Consider the following 18,011-nt stretch of genomic DNA (forward strand, 5'->3'; position numbering starts at 1 on the left):
GTCGAGGAGGACATGCAAATGAATAACGTTTACGCGATTTTGGGCTCGGGTATGCAGGGTACGGCTGCGGCCTACGATATCGCCCTGTTCGGCGACGCCGCAACGATCTGGATGGCAGACGTAGACCTACAGCAAGCGGAGCGCAACGCGTCGAGGGTCAACAGGCTGGTCGGACGCGAAGTGTGCCGCCCGAAGCGTGTGGACGCGCTGAACGTTCCCGAACTGCGCGAGTTTTTGAAGGATGTGGACGTCCTCGTCAGCAGCGTCCCGTATTGGATGCATCCCAAGATTTCGCCCGTGGCGGTGGAGACCCGCACGAACATGGTGGACATGGGCGGTAGCACCGAGATCGCACTGAAGACATTGGAAGGGGCAAAGGGCGCGGCGGAGGCAGGCGTGGCGGTCGTCCCCGACACAGGACTTGCGCCCGGCATGGTAAACGACATTGGCAGCTATCTGATCGAGCAGATGGACGAGCCCGAAGATATTCGCCTCTACTGCGGAGGGCTACCCCAAAACCCTAAGCCGCCGTTTAACTACAAGCTAGTGTTCAACATCGAAGGCCTGGTGGTGGAGTACAGTGGGCAAGCGGATGTGCTACGAGACGGCAAACTCGTCAAGGTGGATACTTTGACCGAGCTGGAGGAAATCGATCACCCTCGGCTCGGCAAGCTCGAGGCCTTCGTGACGAGCGGAGGAGCCAGCACCGCCCCCTTCACCTTGCATGGCAAGGTGGCCAACTACCAGTACAAGACATTCCGATATCCGGGGCACTGCGCGTTGATGAAGGTGTTCAAGGATTTCGGTTTCTGGGGGCAAGAACCCATCGAGACGCGAGCGGGGAAGGCAGTCCCTCGCGAGGTGTTCCATGCGCTGATGGGACCCGGCCTATCTCAGGATGGAAAGGACCTCATCGTTGTCCGGGGTGTAGGAAAGGGCAAGAAAAACGGACTGCCATTCGAGAAGACCGTGGACATCGTGGACTACCACGACGACGAGACCGGCTTTTCGGCGATGGAGCGAATGACCGGCTTTAGTACTTCTATCTATGCCATCGCGATTGCTCGAGGGGTCATCCCTCCAGGCGCACACCGGTACGAAACGGCTATGTCCGGAGCGCACTACATGAACGAGCTGCGCAAGCGCCCCTTCTCGATCGAGGAGTCTTAGAAAGAGGTCGGACCAGTCGGACGATTTTGAGCCGTCCGACAAGTCCGCTCACCCTGCAGGGACAGCGCACCCCGCGGCGAACGGAATCGCGCCATCACATAGGAGGACCCGAACCCGATGAAGATTGGTCTTTTCACCGCGCTTTTCTTCGACAAATCCCTGGAAGAGGCGCTCGACATCGTAGCCGATTGCGGGATCGAGGCGGTCGAGTTCGGCGTTGGCGCATACCCCGGCGCCGCGCACCTGAATGTCAAGAAGCTGATCGGCGACAAGGCTGAGCGCAAGAAGCTGATGACTGCCGTGGAGTCGCGCGGCCTGATGATATCGGCCCTATCGTGCCACGGCAACCCCTTGCATCCCGTCGCCAAGATTGCGAAGGAACACCATCAGGCATTTCTGGACGGCGTGGAGCTCGCCTCGCTGCTCGGCGTGAGCTGCCTAAACGGCTTCTCCGGCTGTCCGGGCGATGGCCCGCGAGCCGTCAACCCCAACTGGGTGACCTGTGCCTGGCCCGACGAGTACCGCGATATTCTGGTATGGCAGTGGAAGGAAAAGGTTGTCCCCTACTGGACAGAGCAGGCTGCGCTGCTCAAGCGCAAGAAGGTGAAGTTCTGCATCGAGATGCACCCAGGCTTCGTGGTCTACAACCCGGAGAGCCTGTTGCGCCTGCGCCACGAAGTCGGAAAAAACGGCGATGCGATAGGTGCTAACTTCGACCCGTCTCACCTTTGGTGGCAGGGGATCGACCCCATAGCTGCCGTGCGATTCCTGGGTGATGCGGGAGCCGTATACCACGTTCATGCCAAGGACACGCGCATAGACCCATTCAACTGCGCTATCAACGGCAATCTCGATACGAAGTCCTATGCCGACATCCTTAACCGATCGTGGGTGTTTCGATCCGTAGGCTACGGCCACGACGAGAGCTGGTGGAAAGGTTTCATCAGTATGTTGCGCACCGTCGGCTACGACTATGTGCTAAGCATCGAGCACGAGGACGGCCTCATGTCCTCGATGGAAGGACTCACCAAAGCGGTGGACATGCTGAGCCGCTGTGTGATCAGCGAGCCGGTGGGCAAGATGTTCTGGGCAAAGGAGTAGGAGTGCGAATCATCGTGACTAACGATGACGGGGTGCAAGCGCTTGGGTATGCTCTGAGCATCCAAGCGCTCGCACCCTTCGGGCAGCTCTTCGCTGTAGCCCCGGAGATTCAGCGTAGTGCTTGCGGTCATGGAATCACACTCAGCACGCCGCTGCGGAAGTGGCGAGTCGACACCGGCCTGCCGGCAGACGTGTGGGCATGTAACGGTCTACCGGCTGATTGCGTTCAGCTTGCTTACTCGGTGCTGGCGGAGGAAAACGCCGACCTCGTGGTGTCGGGTATTAACGCCGGAGCGAATCTCGGTTGGGACCTGACGTACTCCGGGACCGTTGCGGCGGCAATGGAAGGTGCGGTACTCGGCGTGCCATCGGTAGCGATCTCCGTCGCCGCGTACGAGAACGGCGAGCCAATCAACTACGATGGAGCCGTGAAGTTCCTGAAAGAGCTACTGCCCCTGTTCGCCTCGCACCGCATACCTAAGCATTGCTTGCTGAACGTCAACTGCCCCAACACTCCGATTGGCGAGATCAAAGGCGTGCGTGTGGTGCGACAAGGTACTAGGCAGTATAAGGACCGACTCGATGCGCGTCAAGATCCGTGGGGCAACACGTACTACTGGCTGGGAGGTTCACTGGTTGCCGATACTACGGACGAGGGGACCGATGTGGCGGCAGTGGAGGCGGGGTACATCGCAGTAACCCCCGTTCACCTCGACCTAACGCACTACGAGTCGCTCGACGCTGTCAGCGAGTGGTTGCGCCCCCTCCAGTGATAGCTTCTCCCCGGCATCTGCTAGTGTGATCCCGTTCGTCCGCAATCGCACCTCGGTGGGTGGCTGGCTGCCGCGATAGCGTACTCGAAACGTCTGCTCAGTCTTGTCCATGACCACCCGTCCGGCGGAGCGCTCGCTTTCGTTGGCTACCACGATCTCGAACTTCAGGCGGTACGCCGGGTCCTGATCCTGGTGCACGGTGACCAGCCACTCGCCGTTCTCGCCCGGTTTAGCGGAGCTGATGGTTAGCTTGGGCTTGACACCCGAGTACACCCACTGGCGGAAGAACCAGCCCATGTCCTTACCCGTCTCGGCCTTCACGGCTGCTTCGAGGTGCTGCCAATCCGACGCCTTGCCTCGCCGGTCGGTGCAGAATCGCCTAAGAGACGCCAGGACCTCCTTTTCACCCATCTCCTCGGCCAGCATGTTCATCACGTAGGCACCGCGCATGTAGCCCTCGTGAGTGGATCGGTGATGCACGCCGCCGATGGAAGAGAGGGCGTCGCCGAAACGATTGGTGGTACCTTGCTGGAGGGTCCCGTCTCGATTCTCCTTGAACAACACGGAGTCGATGTACTGTGTCAGTCCCTCGTTCCATATAGAACGTATGTAAGTGTTGGGAACGATGCCACCGAAGTAGGTGTGCCCGATCTCATGCGTGGGTGCCCACGAGGTTATGGATGGTGAGAGAATCGTGAACGAGTACGCCTCCAAGCCGTAGTATCCAGGGCTGTCCACTACATAGTAGTGGTCGTATGGAAACTTTACCAATCGGTCCTCGAAGAAGGCCACGGCGTTCGCACAGTCCTCGACGATCGATTCCCCGCGTTTCGTGTCCACCTTGTCTCGCATCATGTACGAGCGGAAGGTGCGACCGCGGTCCATCTTCTCGGCCGCGATCTCGAACGGCCCCGCACACACCGTGAAGAAGCATACCGCGAGATCGTTGCGCCATGTCACCGTATACTCACGGCTGGTCCGTCGCTCACGTACCATTTCACCCTGCCCAATCGCCGTCCAGTCCGGTGGTACCGTCATGGTAATCTCATGGGTGGCAGGCTGACGACCGATATGTGGCCACCAGTATGCCGTGAGGAAGCAAGCGTCCGGCCCGGCCCTCTCGGAGTTGCCACTGATCGTACCGGCATACTCCAGTGTCACCTTCGACCCGTCGCGCACTCCACGAATCCAGAACACACTGCCAGCTCGAACTAGGATGGGTCCCGGCTCGAGAATCGGAGGTTCCAGCGTCGTCTGCGAGTCGAACTGGGGAACCTTCTCATCGCCGATGCGCGCCTCGCGAATACCGTACTTCGGCGATAATCGCATAAGCAGCGATTGGCCACTGCCTTTCACTTCGAACTCGGCCCTCACTCGCACTAGCTGCGTTTTCGGCTCGATGCGCATATCGAAGGTGAGGTGCTCCACGCGGAAGGGCGAGGGCACGTCTTCGGGCATCGGCTCGTCAAGCGCCCACGCTGCTCCGTGCTTTACGATAGGGATAATCTTATCGCCGTCCGCTTCCGGGCCGTGATCCTTGGTGAGCACGAGCCACAGTGGGGAATCGCCGAAACCCGGGGCAGGCGGCATGAGGTACATCTTCCAACTGCGCAGTGCACCAGTTCGGGCCCAAGACGGCGCCTTGCCCGGCAGAAAGCGCGAGGCGAAGGTTTCGAAGTCTTCTTCTCGGTGAGCAACGATCACCTCGCGCGCAAACACGCCGAGGTCGGTGGGTACCTGCGCCGCGACCTGCAGCGCAAGCAAGGTGAGCATAAGGCTGGCTACAACGGTCATGCCGCAAGTTTAGCGCAATGGGGCGGGGCTATGGCTGCGAAGAGGCCGAGATGGCTTTGCGGACCCCTGTCGCAGTGAGGCGGGTGCGGCAAATCGTGAGAATGCCCTGCTATGCCGCAACGCTTGCCATGTCTCAGATTCTGCCTTCGATGGTCCCGAAGAGACTTTGCATGTCCCTCAGCACTCCTAGGTGTCCATTACCCCATTCCATTATGCCGAGCCTGTCTTCCCTGCTGTGGGGTCTTCCGCCGTTGGGCGTTCACTACCACATTCCGTCATGGGTGTGCACTACCAAATGCCGTCACGGGCGTGCAATGCCACATGCAGTGATGGGTGTGCATTGCCAAATGCCGTCATGGGTGTGCAACGCCAAATTCCGTCATGCTGAGCCTGTCGAAGCATGACCGCGGATACCGCTAGCTGACACCATGCAGCGCCCATGCGCATGCTTCGACAGGCTCAGCATGACGAATCGGTGCTCCAAGCGGTCCGATGATGCCGGGTCGGGAGGCTCGGAGGTCTCATTGCCTTACCCTCCTTAGCCATGTAGCACCACTCAGCGCAGGGCAATTACTGCGCCACGCACACAATCACCGCTCTAGTTCGGCTTGATCGGCTTGCCGCCCTGCCTAATCTCGAAATGCAGGTGCGGGCCAGTGGCCAGCCCCGTCGCCCCGACGCGGGCAATCACGTGCCCTTGCTCCACATCCTGCCCGACACTAACGAGAATCGCCGAGCAGTGTGCGTATAACGTGGTCATGCCACCGCCGTGGTCTAGGATCACGCAGTTGCCGTAGCCGCTGTAGTAGTCGGCTCGGATCACACGCCCCGCGGCAGCAGCCTTGATCGGTGTACCGTACGGCGCACCGATGTCAATTCCCGTGTGCATGCGACGTTCGCCGAGAATCGGGTGCATGCGCATGCCGTAGCCGCTAGTGATGGGCCCCTCCACCGGCTTACGATACACGCCGGTCCATGGGGTGACTGGGTTCGCCGTGCCAGTCGTAGCATGGTAACGCGCAAGCTCTGCTTGTATCTGTTCGGTGGCTGCATTCTCGGCTGCATACAGCGTCTCGTGATAAGCGACCTGCTTCATCGCTTCTCGGTATGCTTCAGCCTTGTCCTCCAGCGCTTGCTGCAGTGCATTCTCCTCGCGAGTTTGTGCCAGCATCGCGGCTCGAATCCGTGCTACCAGCCGTGCCTGTGCCGCTCGACGCTCGGCCAGCTGCTGCTGCGCACGCAGGAAGCTGTCGGCGATCTCTCGGTCCTTCTTCGCAATGCGCCGAAGAATATAGCTGCGGCTCGCGAGGTCCCCGACAGATTCGGTTCCAGCTAGCACGCTGATGAACCGCGACTCCCCCTGCTTGTAGATTGTGCGAAGCCTCGCGCATAGCTGGTCTCTTCGCAGAGCAACCTCGAGAGCAGCACGCGACTGGGCGACGATGGCATCATCGAGCTCTGCAACCGACCGCTCGAGTCTCTCTGCGGTGCGGTCCATCTCTCGCTGGATCGTATTCAGGCGGCGGTCCACCTCTGCCATGTCTAGCTTCGCCTTCCGTGCGCCTGCGCGGGACGTACGCAGTCCGCTGCGAATCTTCGCAAGCTTCTGCTTGTGAAGTGCCAGTTCGCGCTCCAGCTGCTGCTTGCTCTTCGACCCGGACTCTGCGCCGGCCCAACTCAGGGCAACGAGCACTAGTAGCAGAAGGGGCAGCTTACACCACGGTCTCATGGCGCAGGAACCTCCTTGTCGCGAACGCCCCGCATACCAGTCCGAAGAATGCACCTGCAGCGGCGAGCCAAGAGATCAGCATCCAGAAGGGCAGCACTTGCTCCGGTTCGCGCACGAAACCGGGGAGGAAACCCGAAATCGCGTCGGCTCCGATCCATAGCAAGCAAGCGGCGAGCAGTCCGCCGACCATCCCTTGTGTGCCCGCCTCGAGCAGAAAGGGAGTTCGTATCGTTCCAGGAGCTGCACCTACCAGCCGCATAATGCGGATCTCCCGACGGCGTGCTAACACGGTCAGCCGAATCGAGTTGAAGATAATAGTCGCGGCGCTGAACGTCAGCATGGCAGTCACGACGAGGCCGACGGCTCGCACGAAGCGCATGAAAGCCATCACTTGACGCTGCTCCTCCTGCAAATACACGACGCCGTCGTGGTCAACCTCGGGCATCATGCGCACTTTTCTGGCTGCCGAGTCGCCTTGATCCAGGCGACGTAGCTTTACGATGAAGCTGTCGGGTAGGGGATTGGGCAAGTCCTCCGTGACCTGCTTGTTCGTGGCGCGAAACTTCTGCCACCCCTCCTCGCGCGATACGAACCGTACCGAGGAGAACTCGGGCATCGCGTTCAGCCTCTCACGAATTGCCGCAGTCTCTTCGGCAGTCACGTCGTCCCGCAGGAACACGCGCATCTCGAAGCGATCGGGCAGGGAAGACAGTTGGCGCTCCACCTCGTACCATCCGATCAGAAAACCCGCGAGGAGCAGAACGGATATCCCCGCGGTGGTAATCGCCGCGAGGGTCATCGGCTTGTTGCGCGTCAGCGATTCCCACGTCTCGCTGATCATGAACTCAAGTCGATCGAACAGCGTTCGCCTCCTTCACTTGCTCAATCATCACGACCGCCCTGTCGGGACACGGGTCGCTGTCCGATACCACCTCTCCGCGCTCTAGCCGCACCACACGCCGCCCCAGCCGCTGAATCACCGCTTCGTCGTGACTCGCCACGATGACGGTGGCGCCTCGGGCATTGATCTGATCGAGAAGCTGAATGATGCCCCAGCTCGTCTCGCTGTCTAGGTTCCCGGTCGGCTCATCGGCCAGAAGCAGCGATGGGTCGTGTGCCAGCGCCCGTGCAATTGCAGCCCGCTGCGCCTCCCCTCCTGAGAGCTGTGCAGGGAAGCTGTCCAACCGGTGCCCGATACCGACGCGCTCCAGAATCTCGGGGACCCGCTGCCTGATCTCTCGCTTGCTCATGCCCACCACCCGCAGCGCATAGGCGATGTTCTCCCACATGCGCTTGTTGGGCAAGAGCCCGAAGTCTTGCGGCACGACGCCCATAGAGCGGCGTAGGGCAGGGATGTCCCGTTCCCGAAGTTCGTTCACCACGCGATCGCCGACCAGCACGCGGCCGGCGGCGGGAAGAACCTCCGCGTAGATCAGCTTCAGCAGCGTGGACTTGCCGGCACCCGTGGTTCCCGTAAGGAACACGAACTCACCGGGCCGAATCGTGAGCGTCACTTCGCTCAGACCGACCACACCGTTCGCAAAGACCACGCTGACGCGCTCGAAACGAACCATTCGCTAACAAGATACCCCGGTTGGAAGTGCCGGGTGCCTTCTGGGGCAGCCGAGAGTGGCGAGCGAAACATCAATAGTAGAGGAACACCCACCAGTTCTTCATGGGCTTGCCCTCGTCGTCCAGGGCTCTGCTCCTCGCCGAAGCCATCCACCGCGTCCATCTCGACATGTCCGTCAGTAGCCTGTTCGATCGGTGGGGGTAGGACAGGCTAAGGTTGCACCCTCTATCCCTCGCCACTGCGAGGGGATGGGTCAATGACAGCCGCCGCCGCGCTCGCTCGTCATGCTGAGCCTGTCGAAGCATGCGTCCGGGAGCCGCGTGGTCTGTGAAGGTGACAAGGCGCGGCATGCGGCTGCATGCTTCGACAGGCTCAGCATGACGGATACCACTGACCCACCCTCTGCGAGTGGTGAGGGATAGTGGAGGTCCTCCAACCCTTGGCTCCGTGACTGTCGTTCCGAGCGAAGCGAGGAATCCCTTACCGTGTTTCTCCGCCTTCCAGTAGGCCACCCGCATGGGTGTACACGTTCGAGAAAGCGATTCCTCGCTCGCTGGCGCTCCCTCGGAATGACATCGGGGAGCAACCGGCAGGTGAGAGGCTCGCCCTAGCGACTGCAGCTCGACGGGCACACCTCGCGCTTTGGCACCGATCATAGCCCGTACAGCTTCGCGACGCGGTCGTCGATCTCCGCCTCCCACTCTTCGCAGCCGACGCCGCGGGCGTCGAGACAGCGTTGGGCAAGTCGAGCGATTGCATCTCGCGCCGGTGCAGGAGATCGGGCGATGGGCAGGTGCGATACGAACTGCTCGAAGAAGCGCAGGCGGCCTGCCTTCGCCTCGTCACCGATAACCGTGAGCCGGCGAGAGCAGTATTCCCACATGGGAGAGGAGTTGAGGACCCCAAGCAAATAGAGATCATCCCCGCCGACGAAGTAAGCGGTATTCGTGATATGGACGCCCTCAGCGTCGTAGGTGAATCGGGGCACCTTGGCAATGTCTGGGAACACGATCTTGGGCTGTTCGAAGGCGGGGTAGTAGTCCACGGTATCCTGAATCTCGTACCACTCGTAGCTGCCGGGCTTTCTGCCCGGCCAATGGCCTTGCTTGGCTTCGTCCCAGTCTCGCGGGCGCGGCTCGAGCTCCTTCCTGAACTGCGCCAGGTGGTCCATGATAGCTGGGTACCGACGCGGGTCGGTGCCGTGTCGCATGAAGATCAGCCAGCGGTCTTTGCGTTCGATGCGCCAGCGGCGGATGTCGTCGCCGACGGCGAGCGGCTTGATGATCTCCTCGCTCTTCGGGTCCGCCGCGATCAGCTCCGCCCGCTTGGCTCCGTCAATCACGAACGCCGCATTGCAGCCGGTCAGGATACCGCGGTAGATGCGCCCCTGTACGTACTCGCCGAGCGGAATGCCCGCGCTCTCCATCTTGTCTAGCATGGCGAGCGTGGCCGAATCGGTCAAGCGCCAGTCCTCGCCCCGGATAGCGTCCGGTGGCAATACGTGCCCGTCCCGGCGGATGATCTGAAGCACATCGGGATAGGGCTCTTCGAGCGATTTCACCTGCGTGAAGCGAGGTGTCGTGGTTTCGCCGTCTCGGCGATGCTCTGCCGGGGTGCCGTCCGGCGAGACGCCGGAACCACCTTTTTGCGCGATGAAGATCATGGGGAAGGTAGACGATGTCTCGAAGACCGGAAGCTCCCCGAAGTCCGTGATGCTGAGGATGCGTGCGTTCTCTGCCATGTACTTGCGCAGGTTGGCGCCGTACTTTGCCCGGAACCACTTGTTGGATGAGATGAACGCCAGCATGCCGCCCGGACGCAGAATCTCCATCGAGCGCAGGTAGAAGTAGCAGTAGAGGTCTGCGGTGCCGCAGTAGGTTTCGGGGTACACCTTCTGCAGCGCGGGCTTCAGGTGCTTGATCAGCTCCTGCCGAACGTACGGTGGATTGGCCACCACGATATCGAAGCCACCGCCGTCTGCTAGGAACACCTCGGCGAAGTCAACGAGCCAGTCGAAGCCGTCCTGCCCAGTGGTAGGGCGCACCCAGGTCGCTATCTCTGTCCGCGCATCACCAATGCGCTGTTTGAGCTCCTGCCGTGTCACCTCGTCCGTCGGGTGCGCGTACTCCGCCTTGAGTGCCGCGAAGCGCTGAATCTGCTCTTGACGGAACATGTCCTTGTTCACGACTCTCTCTTCCGGCACTGGCTGCGGCCCGAGCACCGAGTCTCCGACTTCGATCTTATAGTCCAAGTTCGGCAGGGGTTCGGGCTTGTCGTCCTCGAAGTCCACGGCCAGGGAGAGCCAGAGGCGGAGTCGCGCGATGCTGACCGCGAAGGGGTCTATGTCCACCCCGTACAGGTTCTCTTGGATGATCTCCAGCTTGCGCCGGTAGTCGCTCACGGGGTCCACGTTCTTTGCTGCGAACAGGCATCTCCGAAGGGCTATCAGCTCCTGCAACATGCCGAGCAGGTATGCGCCGGAGCCGCAGGCCGGGTCGCACGCCTTCACGGTTCGCAGTTTCTCCAGCACCGCTTCCGGGTCGGCGAGAAGGGTCGCATCGTGTTCATCCACGAACTTCTCAATGGCCTCGCCCCCGCCCAGGTACCCCTTCAGCGCCTCGCGGCACATGAAGGAGACGACGGGGCGCGGCGTGTAGTAGCTTCCGCTCTCGTGCCTTCCGGTTACCAGCTCTTCGAAGATCTTGCCGAGCATCTCCGGGTCCACGGCTACGTCCACGTCCAGCGGCGTGTTTTCCATGACCGTGAAATTGAAGGAGCGGAACAGCCCACCATGGTCCGCTAGGATGTTTTGGAACACTGTGTCGGGGACGACGATGCCGGCTACGTCTAGCACTGCGTCCCGCTCGAACAAGCCGCCGTTAAGGTAGGGGACCTTGCCGAGGATGGGTTCGAGTTTGTGGCCGCCGCCGATGCCGTTGGGGCAGTTCAGGCCGCTGAAGAAGAGATACTCTAGGACGCTGTAGAAGGTTGGGGTGTGTCGGTGGGGTTTCTGCAGGTACCTCTGGTAGAGGGTGTGGAGGTAGTCGTTGCTTCCGTTCAGCTCCAGCCACCCCATCTTCTCGATGAACGCGACGAACATGAGGCGGTTGAAGAGGGACTGGACGAAGAGGTGCTTCTGCTCGTCCGAGCCGGGGTGTACGACCATCGCCTTGGTCGCTTCGAACACCTCGCGGTAGCGGGAGTAGAATTCCTTCGTCAGCTTCTCGACGTCCCAGGCCTCGTGCCAGCGGTCCTGGTTGCTCCAGGCGAGATGGGGGAGATTGCGCGTGAGGAGCGTCCGAGCGGAGTGGGGATCGGACCATCCGAAGGTGCGAAGCTTGGCGTTGGCCGGTTTGTCGCCGGCGAAGTGACCGAGGGTGAATGTTGCCTGCTCGCTGCGGCACACGAACAGGATGTTGTCGTGCGGCCAGGTGACGTGTCCGTGCGTCTGCCTGGCTTTCTCCGCAACCTTCGTTAGGATCCTGCGAAGGTCGCTACGGCGCAGTCTGTTGGTCCCGAAGTCCACGAGAAAGATGCCCCAGCGCTGGTTGGAGTCGAGCTTCTGCACTGCGGCGAGGGACTGCACGCCTGGGATGTCCGTGATGCCGTAGAGCGGAGCAACCCCGGTGAAGGTGCTCCACTCGGGGGTCGGCCAGTCGAGTTCGGGGGCATCGTGAAATAGGCGAGCGAGGCCATCGAAGCCCGCGACGGAAGCGAGTTGCTGTGGAGTGATTGCCATGCTCCTTGGCCTATACCTCCATCCAACAGATCAGCTCGTCTTTCAGCGTCTGCGGTGTTTGGGCTTCGAACCGGAGTCGGGCAAGCACTTCGGATTCGACGAGCTTGCGCAGACGGTCTCGTTCAGCCCCCGGCATCTTGACCTCCCGCGGCGTGCCTTGGGCGCATGCGATGGCCTGGTGGATTGCCTCGATGTCCTCCTCGACCTGACCGGTTTCCCGGTCAACCAGGAACCATCGCACATCGAAGACCGGTGACTCTCCGTCGGGGCCTGGCTCCGTACCCGTCGGGATGCGGTAGGCGAGGAAGAGCTTGGAGCCTCCTCTGGGCTTTCCCGAGTAGATGCGGTTCGGATAGGACACACTTTGGTTCCAGACCTCGGGGTACTTCTGCTCTAGCTGGTGCGCCACGAGGCGTAGCTGCTCCTCTTTGGACATCGTGAAGTCGCCGAGGTTCTGGTAGAAGTCCATCGCCTTGAAGTCGTCTTCAGCAGTGAGAACGGGGGCTTCGATGCCGAGAGTGCGGTTGATGGCAATCAGCTTGCCGGTGACCCTTTCGTAGAGGTGCAGCAACCGTCTGAGCTCGTCTGGCGGCAGGAAGTTGTACACGTACACCTTGTCGTAGTCCACCGGCTTGGACGGGTCCATGCGCCTGTCCACGCGACCGATGCGCTGCATGAGCCGCACCGGGTTCCAGTGCAGGTCGTAGTTGACGATGATGTTGCAGTCCTGTAGGTTCAAGCCCTCGCTGAGCACGTCCGTGGAGATGAGCACTCTGATCGGGTCGGCCAGCGCGGCCTCGAGGTCTTTTTCGTTATCGCAGTTGTAGTAGGGGGCGAAGCGTGCGATGATGCCTTCGCGATTGGCCACGTTGCGACCACTGTCCACTTCGACGATGCTGTCGTTGGGGAATGCGTTCCTGAGGTGTGTTTCCAGGTAGCGCGCCGTATCCTTGAACTCGGTGAAGATGACCACCTTGTCCTTGTGCAGCCGCGGAGTTGCGCGGATTTTCTTGACGAGGGCCGCGAGCTTATCGTCGTTCTCCACCCGGACGGTGGCGTATAGACCGCCGAGGATGTCTGTCAGCACTTCCGCGTCGCTGATGAGTTGCTCGTACCAGCGGGCTTCGTTGGCTCCGAACTCCTGAACGTCTTTCAGCAATCCCTGCAGCTTCTTTTCCTCATAGGAAGTCAGGGGTAAGTCGTCTTCCTCTTCGTCATCTTCTGTTCGGATGTCCATTCGCTCGGCGCGGTGCCTCTCGAGTGTCTGGGCAATTTGCATATGGCGTTCACGCCACTCCTGGTATGCATCGGGCAGCAGTTCCTTCAGGACAACGACATGCTTGAGCAGCAGGTCCTCGACGCTGGCCTCGAAGGCTTTCTGGCTCGATTCGAGTCGCTTGAGGAGCATGGTCCGGATCAGTCCAGTGACATTCGATTGGTCCTGAAGCAGGGACGGGTCCTGGTCCTGTTCCTTGAAGCGTTCCGTTTCGTAGATCACGAGCTTCAGCGTGCCGTGATCGCGGTCGAACGCGTTGTCGATCTCCGGCAGCAGCTTGCCGTAGACCTTGGAGAGCGAGTACTCGATTACCTCAGGCTTCTCGCGCTGGGGGAACTTAACGCTTGCGTCTTCCTGGGTCTCAAGGCTCTTCACGTACTTCCGCGAACGCTGCACCAGGACATGTTTCAGAAACTCGAGACCTTCGCCGCGCTCCACTAGGTCGAACGGGAATTCGTCGTCGGCAAGACGCTCTTCCACGTCTTTGAAACGATTACGGAGATGAGGAACACCGTAGGATTGGAAGTACCTTTGGTTGTCCTGCGCATAGTAGTTCAGCATCTGATAGAGGTCCATCACGGAGTTGTTAATGGGGGTCGCGGTCAGCAGGAATAGCCGCTTGCCTTTGACCAGCCGCTTCAGTTTGAGACTACGGTTCCGGTACGGAGTTCGGAAGTGGTGAGCCTCGTCCACGATGACGGTGTCATAGCGTTGCCTAAGCTTCTCGACATCCGCGTCTGTAACACCTCCCGGCCGCCCGAGGTCAGTGTGGGCGATCACTCGGATATCGTCCGTGAACTTGCCAAAGTCATCCGGGAAGTACTTGTCTAGCCACCTAGCCCACACCGATGGGATTGCGGCTTTCGGCGCGACGATCAGCACCTTGTGCTTTTCCATGCGCGCCCGCTCGATGAGCATCAGGGCAACGAACGTCTTGCCCAAGCCGACGCCGTCGCACAGGAGCCCCCCGCCGTGGGCGGCGGCCATATGCATCAGGTCGTGGTAGGCATCGCGCTGGTACTTGGCGAGCACCGTGGTGTACAACTTGCTCTCGTTGACCTCCCAACCGGACTGGTCGGTCTCGTGGGCGAGGAAGTACTCCCGCATGGACTGAACGTAGAGCTCGAAGGGCAGGTACTCACGGACGTGGGGCTCGATGGCCGCAAGCATCTCTTCAGTGATGTCCTCGGCCTCATTCCACGCTTGCTGATACCACTCCCCGAGTTCACGAAGCTGTGCGGTGTCGCTCGTGAACAGGTTGAGCTCAAGGTTCTGGGTCAGGCCGGGGCGGGTGAGGTTGGAGGACCCGATCAGGCCGTGGTCCACCACTCCTCCCGTGACGAATCGGTACGCCTTTGCATGGAACTTCGCTCGTGTGTAGATCCTGGCCCGGATGTGGCCCGAGGCAAGCGCCGCCCGGATGGCCGCGAGGCCGTCCAGCGCCTTCCAATCGTCCATTTCCTGTCTCGCCTCGATGCCATTCAGCCTGCGGTCGCGTAAGGCCCGAGCCATCTCTGCCCGTGTCTGGCGGGAGATGTCGCCCCCTGCAAGGAGACGCAAACCCTCTAGCGGCTGCCAAGCCCCGTCCAAGTCCAGCAACGCCCCTATCTCGAAGAAGCCGGTGGCGATGTCCACCCTCTTGGCCGTCGCCATCAGGCGGCGGACGGCGTCAAGGACGAGATTGTCGGTCCGGTTGTCGATCAGGGTCTTCAGTACGCCATTTGGTTTCTGTTCATCGGCGCGCATACAAGCCTCTGCCTGCCCCGTTTGGTGTGCACCTTTGCGGATTCGGGCTCTGCTGCTCCACACCTGCCTGAGGCTCTCAGCGTAGGGTAGGCTGGGGGTATGGGAGAGAGGTTGTTCGGGGTGTTTCCGGCGGTGATCACACCGTTCGATGAGGTGGGGCGGACTGACGCTGCGGCGTTCGTGAGGCTACTCGCCTGGCACGAGTCGGTGGGCTGCGACGGTGTGGTGGTGAGCGGAACCAACGGCGAAGCCGCCTCGATGACCGTGCGCGAGCGGATGGACCTTTTTACTCTGGCAACCACGCATCGTGGGAAGTTGCGCATCATCGCCGGGACGGGCTCGGCGAACCTAGAGGATACCAACCTGCTGAACAAGCATGCCGCGGCAGAAGGCTGCGATGCCGCGCTAGTGATGCCGCCGTACTACTTCAAGAACCCGCCGCAGGCCGGTGTGCGCGAGTACTACCGAAGAGTGCTGGACGCTGCCAGGCTGCCGCTGCTGCTCTACAACATTCCGCAGATCACCGACACGCCAATACACATCGAGACGTTGGCGGCGCTCGCCGACCACCCGAACCTGCTGGGGATGAAGGACAGCTCCGGTTCGCCGGACTACTTTCGCGCGGCCCTGGAGACGCTGCCCGGCAAGTGCGTGATGGTGGGGCAGGAGAACCTGCTGCTGGAGTGCCTGCGGCTCGGCGGTTCCGGCACGGTCAGTGGTGCCTCGAACGCATACCCGGAGCTTGCCGTGGGGGTGGTGCGAGCCTTTCAGTCCGGGGGTGATGTGGAGAGCGCGCAGGAACGTCTGACGGCGATGAACGAGGTGCTGCGCGAATACGGTCTGCCCGCCGCCGGAAAGGCCGTCGTCCGGGCGCGCGGGCTACCCGGGGGGAGGATGCGGTTGCCCCTGATGGACCTCACCGAAGAACAGACTCTCGAGATGATGGCTCGGTTCGAGAGGCTCGGCCTTCCGAAGACGGCCTAGCCCACCGGCAGGAATCCCCGTACCGAGGCGGAACGGGAAAGCGAACCGTGAACCCCCAGCTTGGACAGGAAGAGCCGACCCGCGGCCGCGTGCGTGCCGTTCTCGATCTCCTCGATGGCGCTCGCGGCGTCATCGCGTTTCTGTTCGTGTTCATGCTCGGCGTGGCGTTCAGCCCTGTATCGCTGAAGACGGGCCACTCCATCTTCCTTCAGCCCACGACGCAGCTCGATATCCTGTACGAGTACGCCGAGTACGGCCTTTTGGCCTGCGGGATGACGCTGGTAATCCTGACGGCGGGCATAGACCTGGCGGTGGGCTCGCTACTAGGCTTTGCTGCGACCTTCTTCTCGTTGCTGACGGTCGCGCATGGGTGGGCAGCGATTCCTGCGATGGCAGCGACGGTTGGAGCCGGGGCGGTGGCTGGGCTGATCAGCGGCACGCTGGTGACGAAGCTGCGAATGCAACCGTTCGTTGCCACGCTGGCAATGATGGTGGCTGCGCGAGGTCTGGCAAAGGTGATCTCGGGTGGGATTAAGATTCAGCCGGGCGCCCAGCCGTGGTACGTGTATCAGGCGGGGAGGCCCCCTGTGTTCGATTGGCTCACTTCCCCACTTCCCGGCTTGGGCCTGCAGCCAATCACCCTAGCTTTCCTGCTGACGGTCCTGGTCTTGTACTTCGTCGTGCGCTACACGACGTATGGTCGTACGCTTTATGCGGTCGGCGGAAACGAGCAGGCGGCTAGGCTCTCGGGCATCAATGTCTCGCTGACGAAGACGCTGGCCTACGTCATCTGCGGAATCACCGCGGGCATGGCGGGCATCTCGAATGCGGCACGACTCGGCCTGGGCGATCCGTCGGAGGCCGGCTTTACCTACGAGCTGGACGCGATCGCCGCAGTGGTGATCGGGGGTACCAGCCTGATGGGTGGGCGTGGCGGGATGGTGTTCACGTTCATCGGCGTGCTCATCATCGCCTATATCAACAAGATTCTCAGCATCAACAACGTCCAGGAGGCGTACCGCCTGCTGGCGAAAGGTGGGATCATCGTAGCGGCGGTGATGATCCAGCAATCCCGCTCCCGCCGCTAAGGAGGATGTTATGCGAAGGATGACACTCGCCCCGCTCTTCGGGTTCGCTCTGCTACTCGCAGGCTGCGGCGGGCCTGCCAAGGATAGTCAGGGGGCATCGGGCGACGGTGCCAAGGAGCAGTTCGTTGTCGGCATGTCCCAGTGCAACCTCGGCGAGCCGTGGCGTCAGCAGATGAACAAGGATGTGGAGGAGGCTGCGAAGGCGTACCCCGAGCTCCGCGTGATCTTCAAAGATGCGCAGAACAAGAGCGAGGTGCAGCAACAGCACGTGAAGGAGTTCATGCAGCAGGGTGTAGACGCCATCATCATCAGCCCCAAGGAGACCGAGCCGCTCACTGTGCCGGTCGCCGAGGCCTACAAGTCGGGCATTCCGGTTATAGTATTGGACCGCGCAGTGAACGGGGATGACTTCACCATGTTCATCGGCGCGGACAACGTGAAGATCGGCCGCGCTGCAGGCGAGTATCTGGTGAAAGTGTTAGGTGGCAAGGGCACGGTGGTGGAGCTGAAAGGCTTGATGACCTCTGAGCCAGGCAAAGACCGCCACAACGGGTTCATGGAAGGCATCAAGGGCTCGCAGATCAAAGTGGTGTTCGACCCGGATTGCGGATGGCAGGAGACCCGCGCGATGGCGGAGATGAACTCCGCGCTGGCGCGGTTCGACAAAATCGATGCCGTGTACGGGCACAACGATCCGAGCGCTCATGGCGCCTACATGGCAGCTCGCCAGAAGGGTCGTGAGAAGGAGATGAAGTTCATCGGCATCGATGCGCTTCCGCACGAGGGAATCAACTATGTGAAGCAGGGTGTGCTCAGTGCCACATTCTTGTATCCGACCGGCGGCAAGGAGGCTGTGGACTGGGTGGTTCGCATCCTGCGCGACAAGGAGACGCCGCCGAAGAAGGTTGTGCTGCCGACTAGGATCTTCACCAAGGAGAACGTAGAGTCGGGTGGGGAGGAGATCCCTTAGGGTGGCAACTGTCTGCCGCCTGTAATGTGTTGCTGGATATAGTTAGGGACTCGTCATGCTGAGTCTGT

At 61.1% G+C, this 18,011-nt stretch carries 12 protein-coding genes; 6 read left to right on the plus strand and 6 right to left on the minus strand.

Going from position 1 to position 18,011, the window contains the following annotated elements:
- The first annotated feature begins 18 nt into the window (after positions 1 to 18).
- The 3 genes from HRF45_04700 (at position 19) to surE (ending at position 3,044) form a co-directional block, all read left to right on the plus strand.
- Positions 19 to 1,170 (plus strand): saccharopine dehydrogenase NADP-binding domain-containing protein, encoded by a 1,152-nt coding sequence (locus HRF45_04700; protein MEP0765826.1) that lies wholly within the window; start codon positions 19 to 21, stop codon positions 1,168 to 1,170.
- Between the two features lie 117 nt (positions 1,171 to 1,287).
- On the plus strand, positions 1,288 to 2,271 hold the full coding sequence (locus tag HRF45_04705) for a TIM barrel protein (GenBank protein ID MEP0765827.1): 984 nt from the start codon (positions 1,288 to 1,290) through the stop codon (positions 2,269 to 2,271).
- A 2-nt stretch (positions 2,272 to 2,273) separates the two neighbouring features.
- A complete protein-coding gene (gene surE / locus HRF45_04710) occupies positions 2,274 to 3,044 on the plus strand; it encodes a 5'/3'-nucleotidase SurE (GenBank protein MEP0765828.1) in 771 nt (256 codons plus the stop codon).
- Here the strand turns inward: surE and HRF45_04715 are convergent.
- From HRF45_04715 to HRF45_04740, 6 genes are all read right to left on the minus strand, one after another.
- Entirely contained in the window at positions 2,988 to 4,817 is a 1,830-nt protein-coding gene (locus HRF45_04715; GenBank protein ID MEP0765829.1) for a hypothetical protein, read from the minus strand. The two genes, surE and HRF45_04715, sit on opposite strands and share 57 nt — an antisense overlap.
- A 619-nt stretch (positions 4,818 to 5,436) precedes the next feature.
- Complete coding sequence (locus HRF45_04720) at positions 5,437 to 6,567, minus strand: peptidoglycan DD-metalloendopeptidase family protein (GenBank protein ID MEP0765830.1); 1,131 nt, start codon at positions 6,565 to 6,567, stop codon at positions 5,437 to 5,439.
- On the minus strand, positions 6,551 to 7,408 hold the full coding sequence (locus HRF45_04725; GenBank protein ID MEP0765831.1) for an ABC transporter permease: 858 nt from the start codon (positions 7,406 to 7,408) through the stop codon (positions 6,551 to 6,553). Before HRF45_04725 ends, HRF45_04720 begins: the two co-directional genes overlap by 17 nt.
- Before the next feature lie 4 nt (positions 7,409 to 7,412).
- On the minus strand, positions 7,413 to 8,141 hold the full coding sequence (locus HRF45_04730) for an ATP-binding cassette domain-containing protein (GenBank protein MEP0765832.1): 729 nt from the start codon (positions 8,139 to 8,141) through the stop codon (positions 7,413 to 7,415).
- Positions 8,142 to 8,792: 651 nt separating this feature from the next.
- Positions 8,793 to 11,879 carry an Eco57I restriction-modification methylase domain-containing protein gene (locus HRF45_04735; protein ID MEP0765833.1) on the minus strand — a complete coding sequence of 1,029 codons (3,087 nt, stop codon included), beginning with the start codon at positions 11,877 to 11,879 and terminating at the stop codon, positions 8,793 to 8,795.
- 10 nt (positions 11,880 to 11,889) lie between these two features.
- Complete coding sequence (locus tag HRF45_04740; protein ID MEP0765834.1) at positions 11,890 to 14,901, minus strand: DEAD/DEAH box helicase family protein; 3,012 nt, start codon at positions 14,899 to 14,901, stop codon at positions 11,890 to 11,892.
- 99 nt (positions 14,902 to 15,000) lie between these two features.
- On the opposite strand from HRF45_04740, the gene HRF45_04745 reads away from it, so the two are divergent.
- Genes HRF45_04745 through HRF45_04755 form a run of 3 tightly spaced genes read left to right on the plus strand, consistent with a single transcriptional unit; the run spans position 15,001 to position 17,943 of the window.
- A complete protein-coding gene (locus tag HRF45_04745) occupies positions 15,001 to 15,885 on the plus strand; it encodes a dihydrodipicolinate synthase family protein (protein ID MEP0765835.1) in 885 nt (294 codons plus the stop codon).
- Between the two features lie 47 nt (positions 15,886 to 15,932).
- On the plus strand, positions 15,933 to 16,973 hold the full coding sequence (locus tag HRF45_04750) for an ABC transporter permease (GenBank protein MEP0765836.1): 1,041 nt from the start codon (positions 15,933 to 15,935) through the stop codon (positions 16,971 to 16,973).
- A gap of 10 nt (positions 16,974 to 16,983) precedes the next feature.
- Positions 16,984 to 17,943 carry a substrate-binding domain-containing protein gene (locus tag HRF45_04755; GenBank protein ID MEP0765837.1) on the plus strand — a complete coding sequence of 320 codons (960 nt, stop codon included), beginning with the start codon at positions 16,984 to 16,986 and terminating at the stop codon, positions 17,941 to 17,943.
- Positions 17,944 to 18,011 lie beyond the last annotated feature (68 nt).

The organism is Fimbriimonadia bacterium (genome assembly GCA_039961735.1).
Lineage (GTDB): Bacteria > Armatimonadota > Fimbriimonadia > Fimbriimonadales > JABRVX01 > JABRVX01.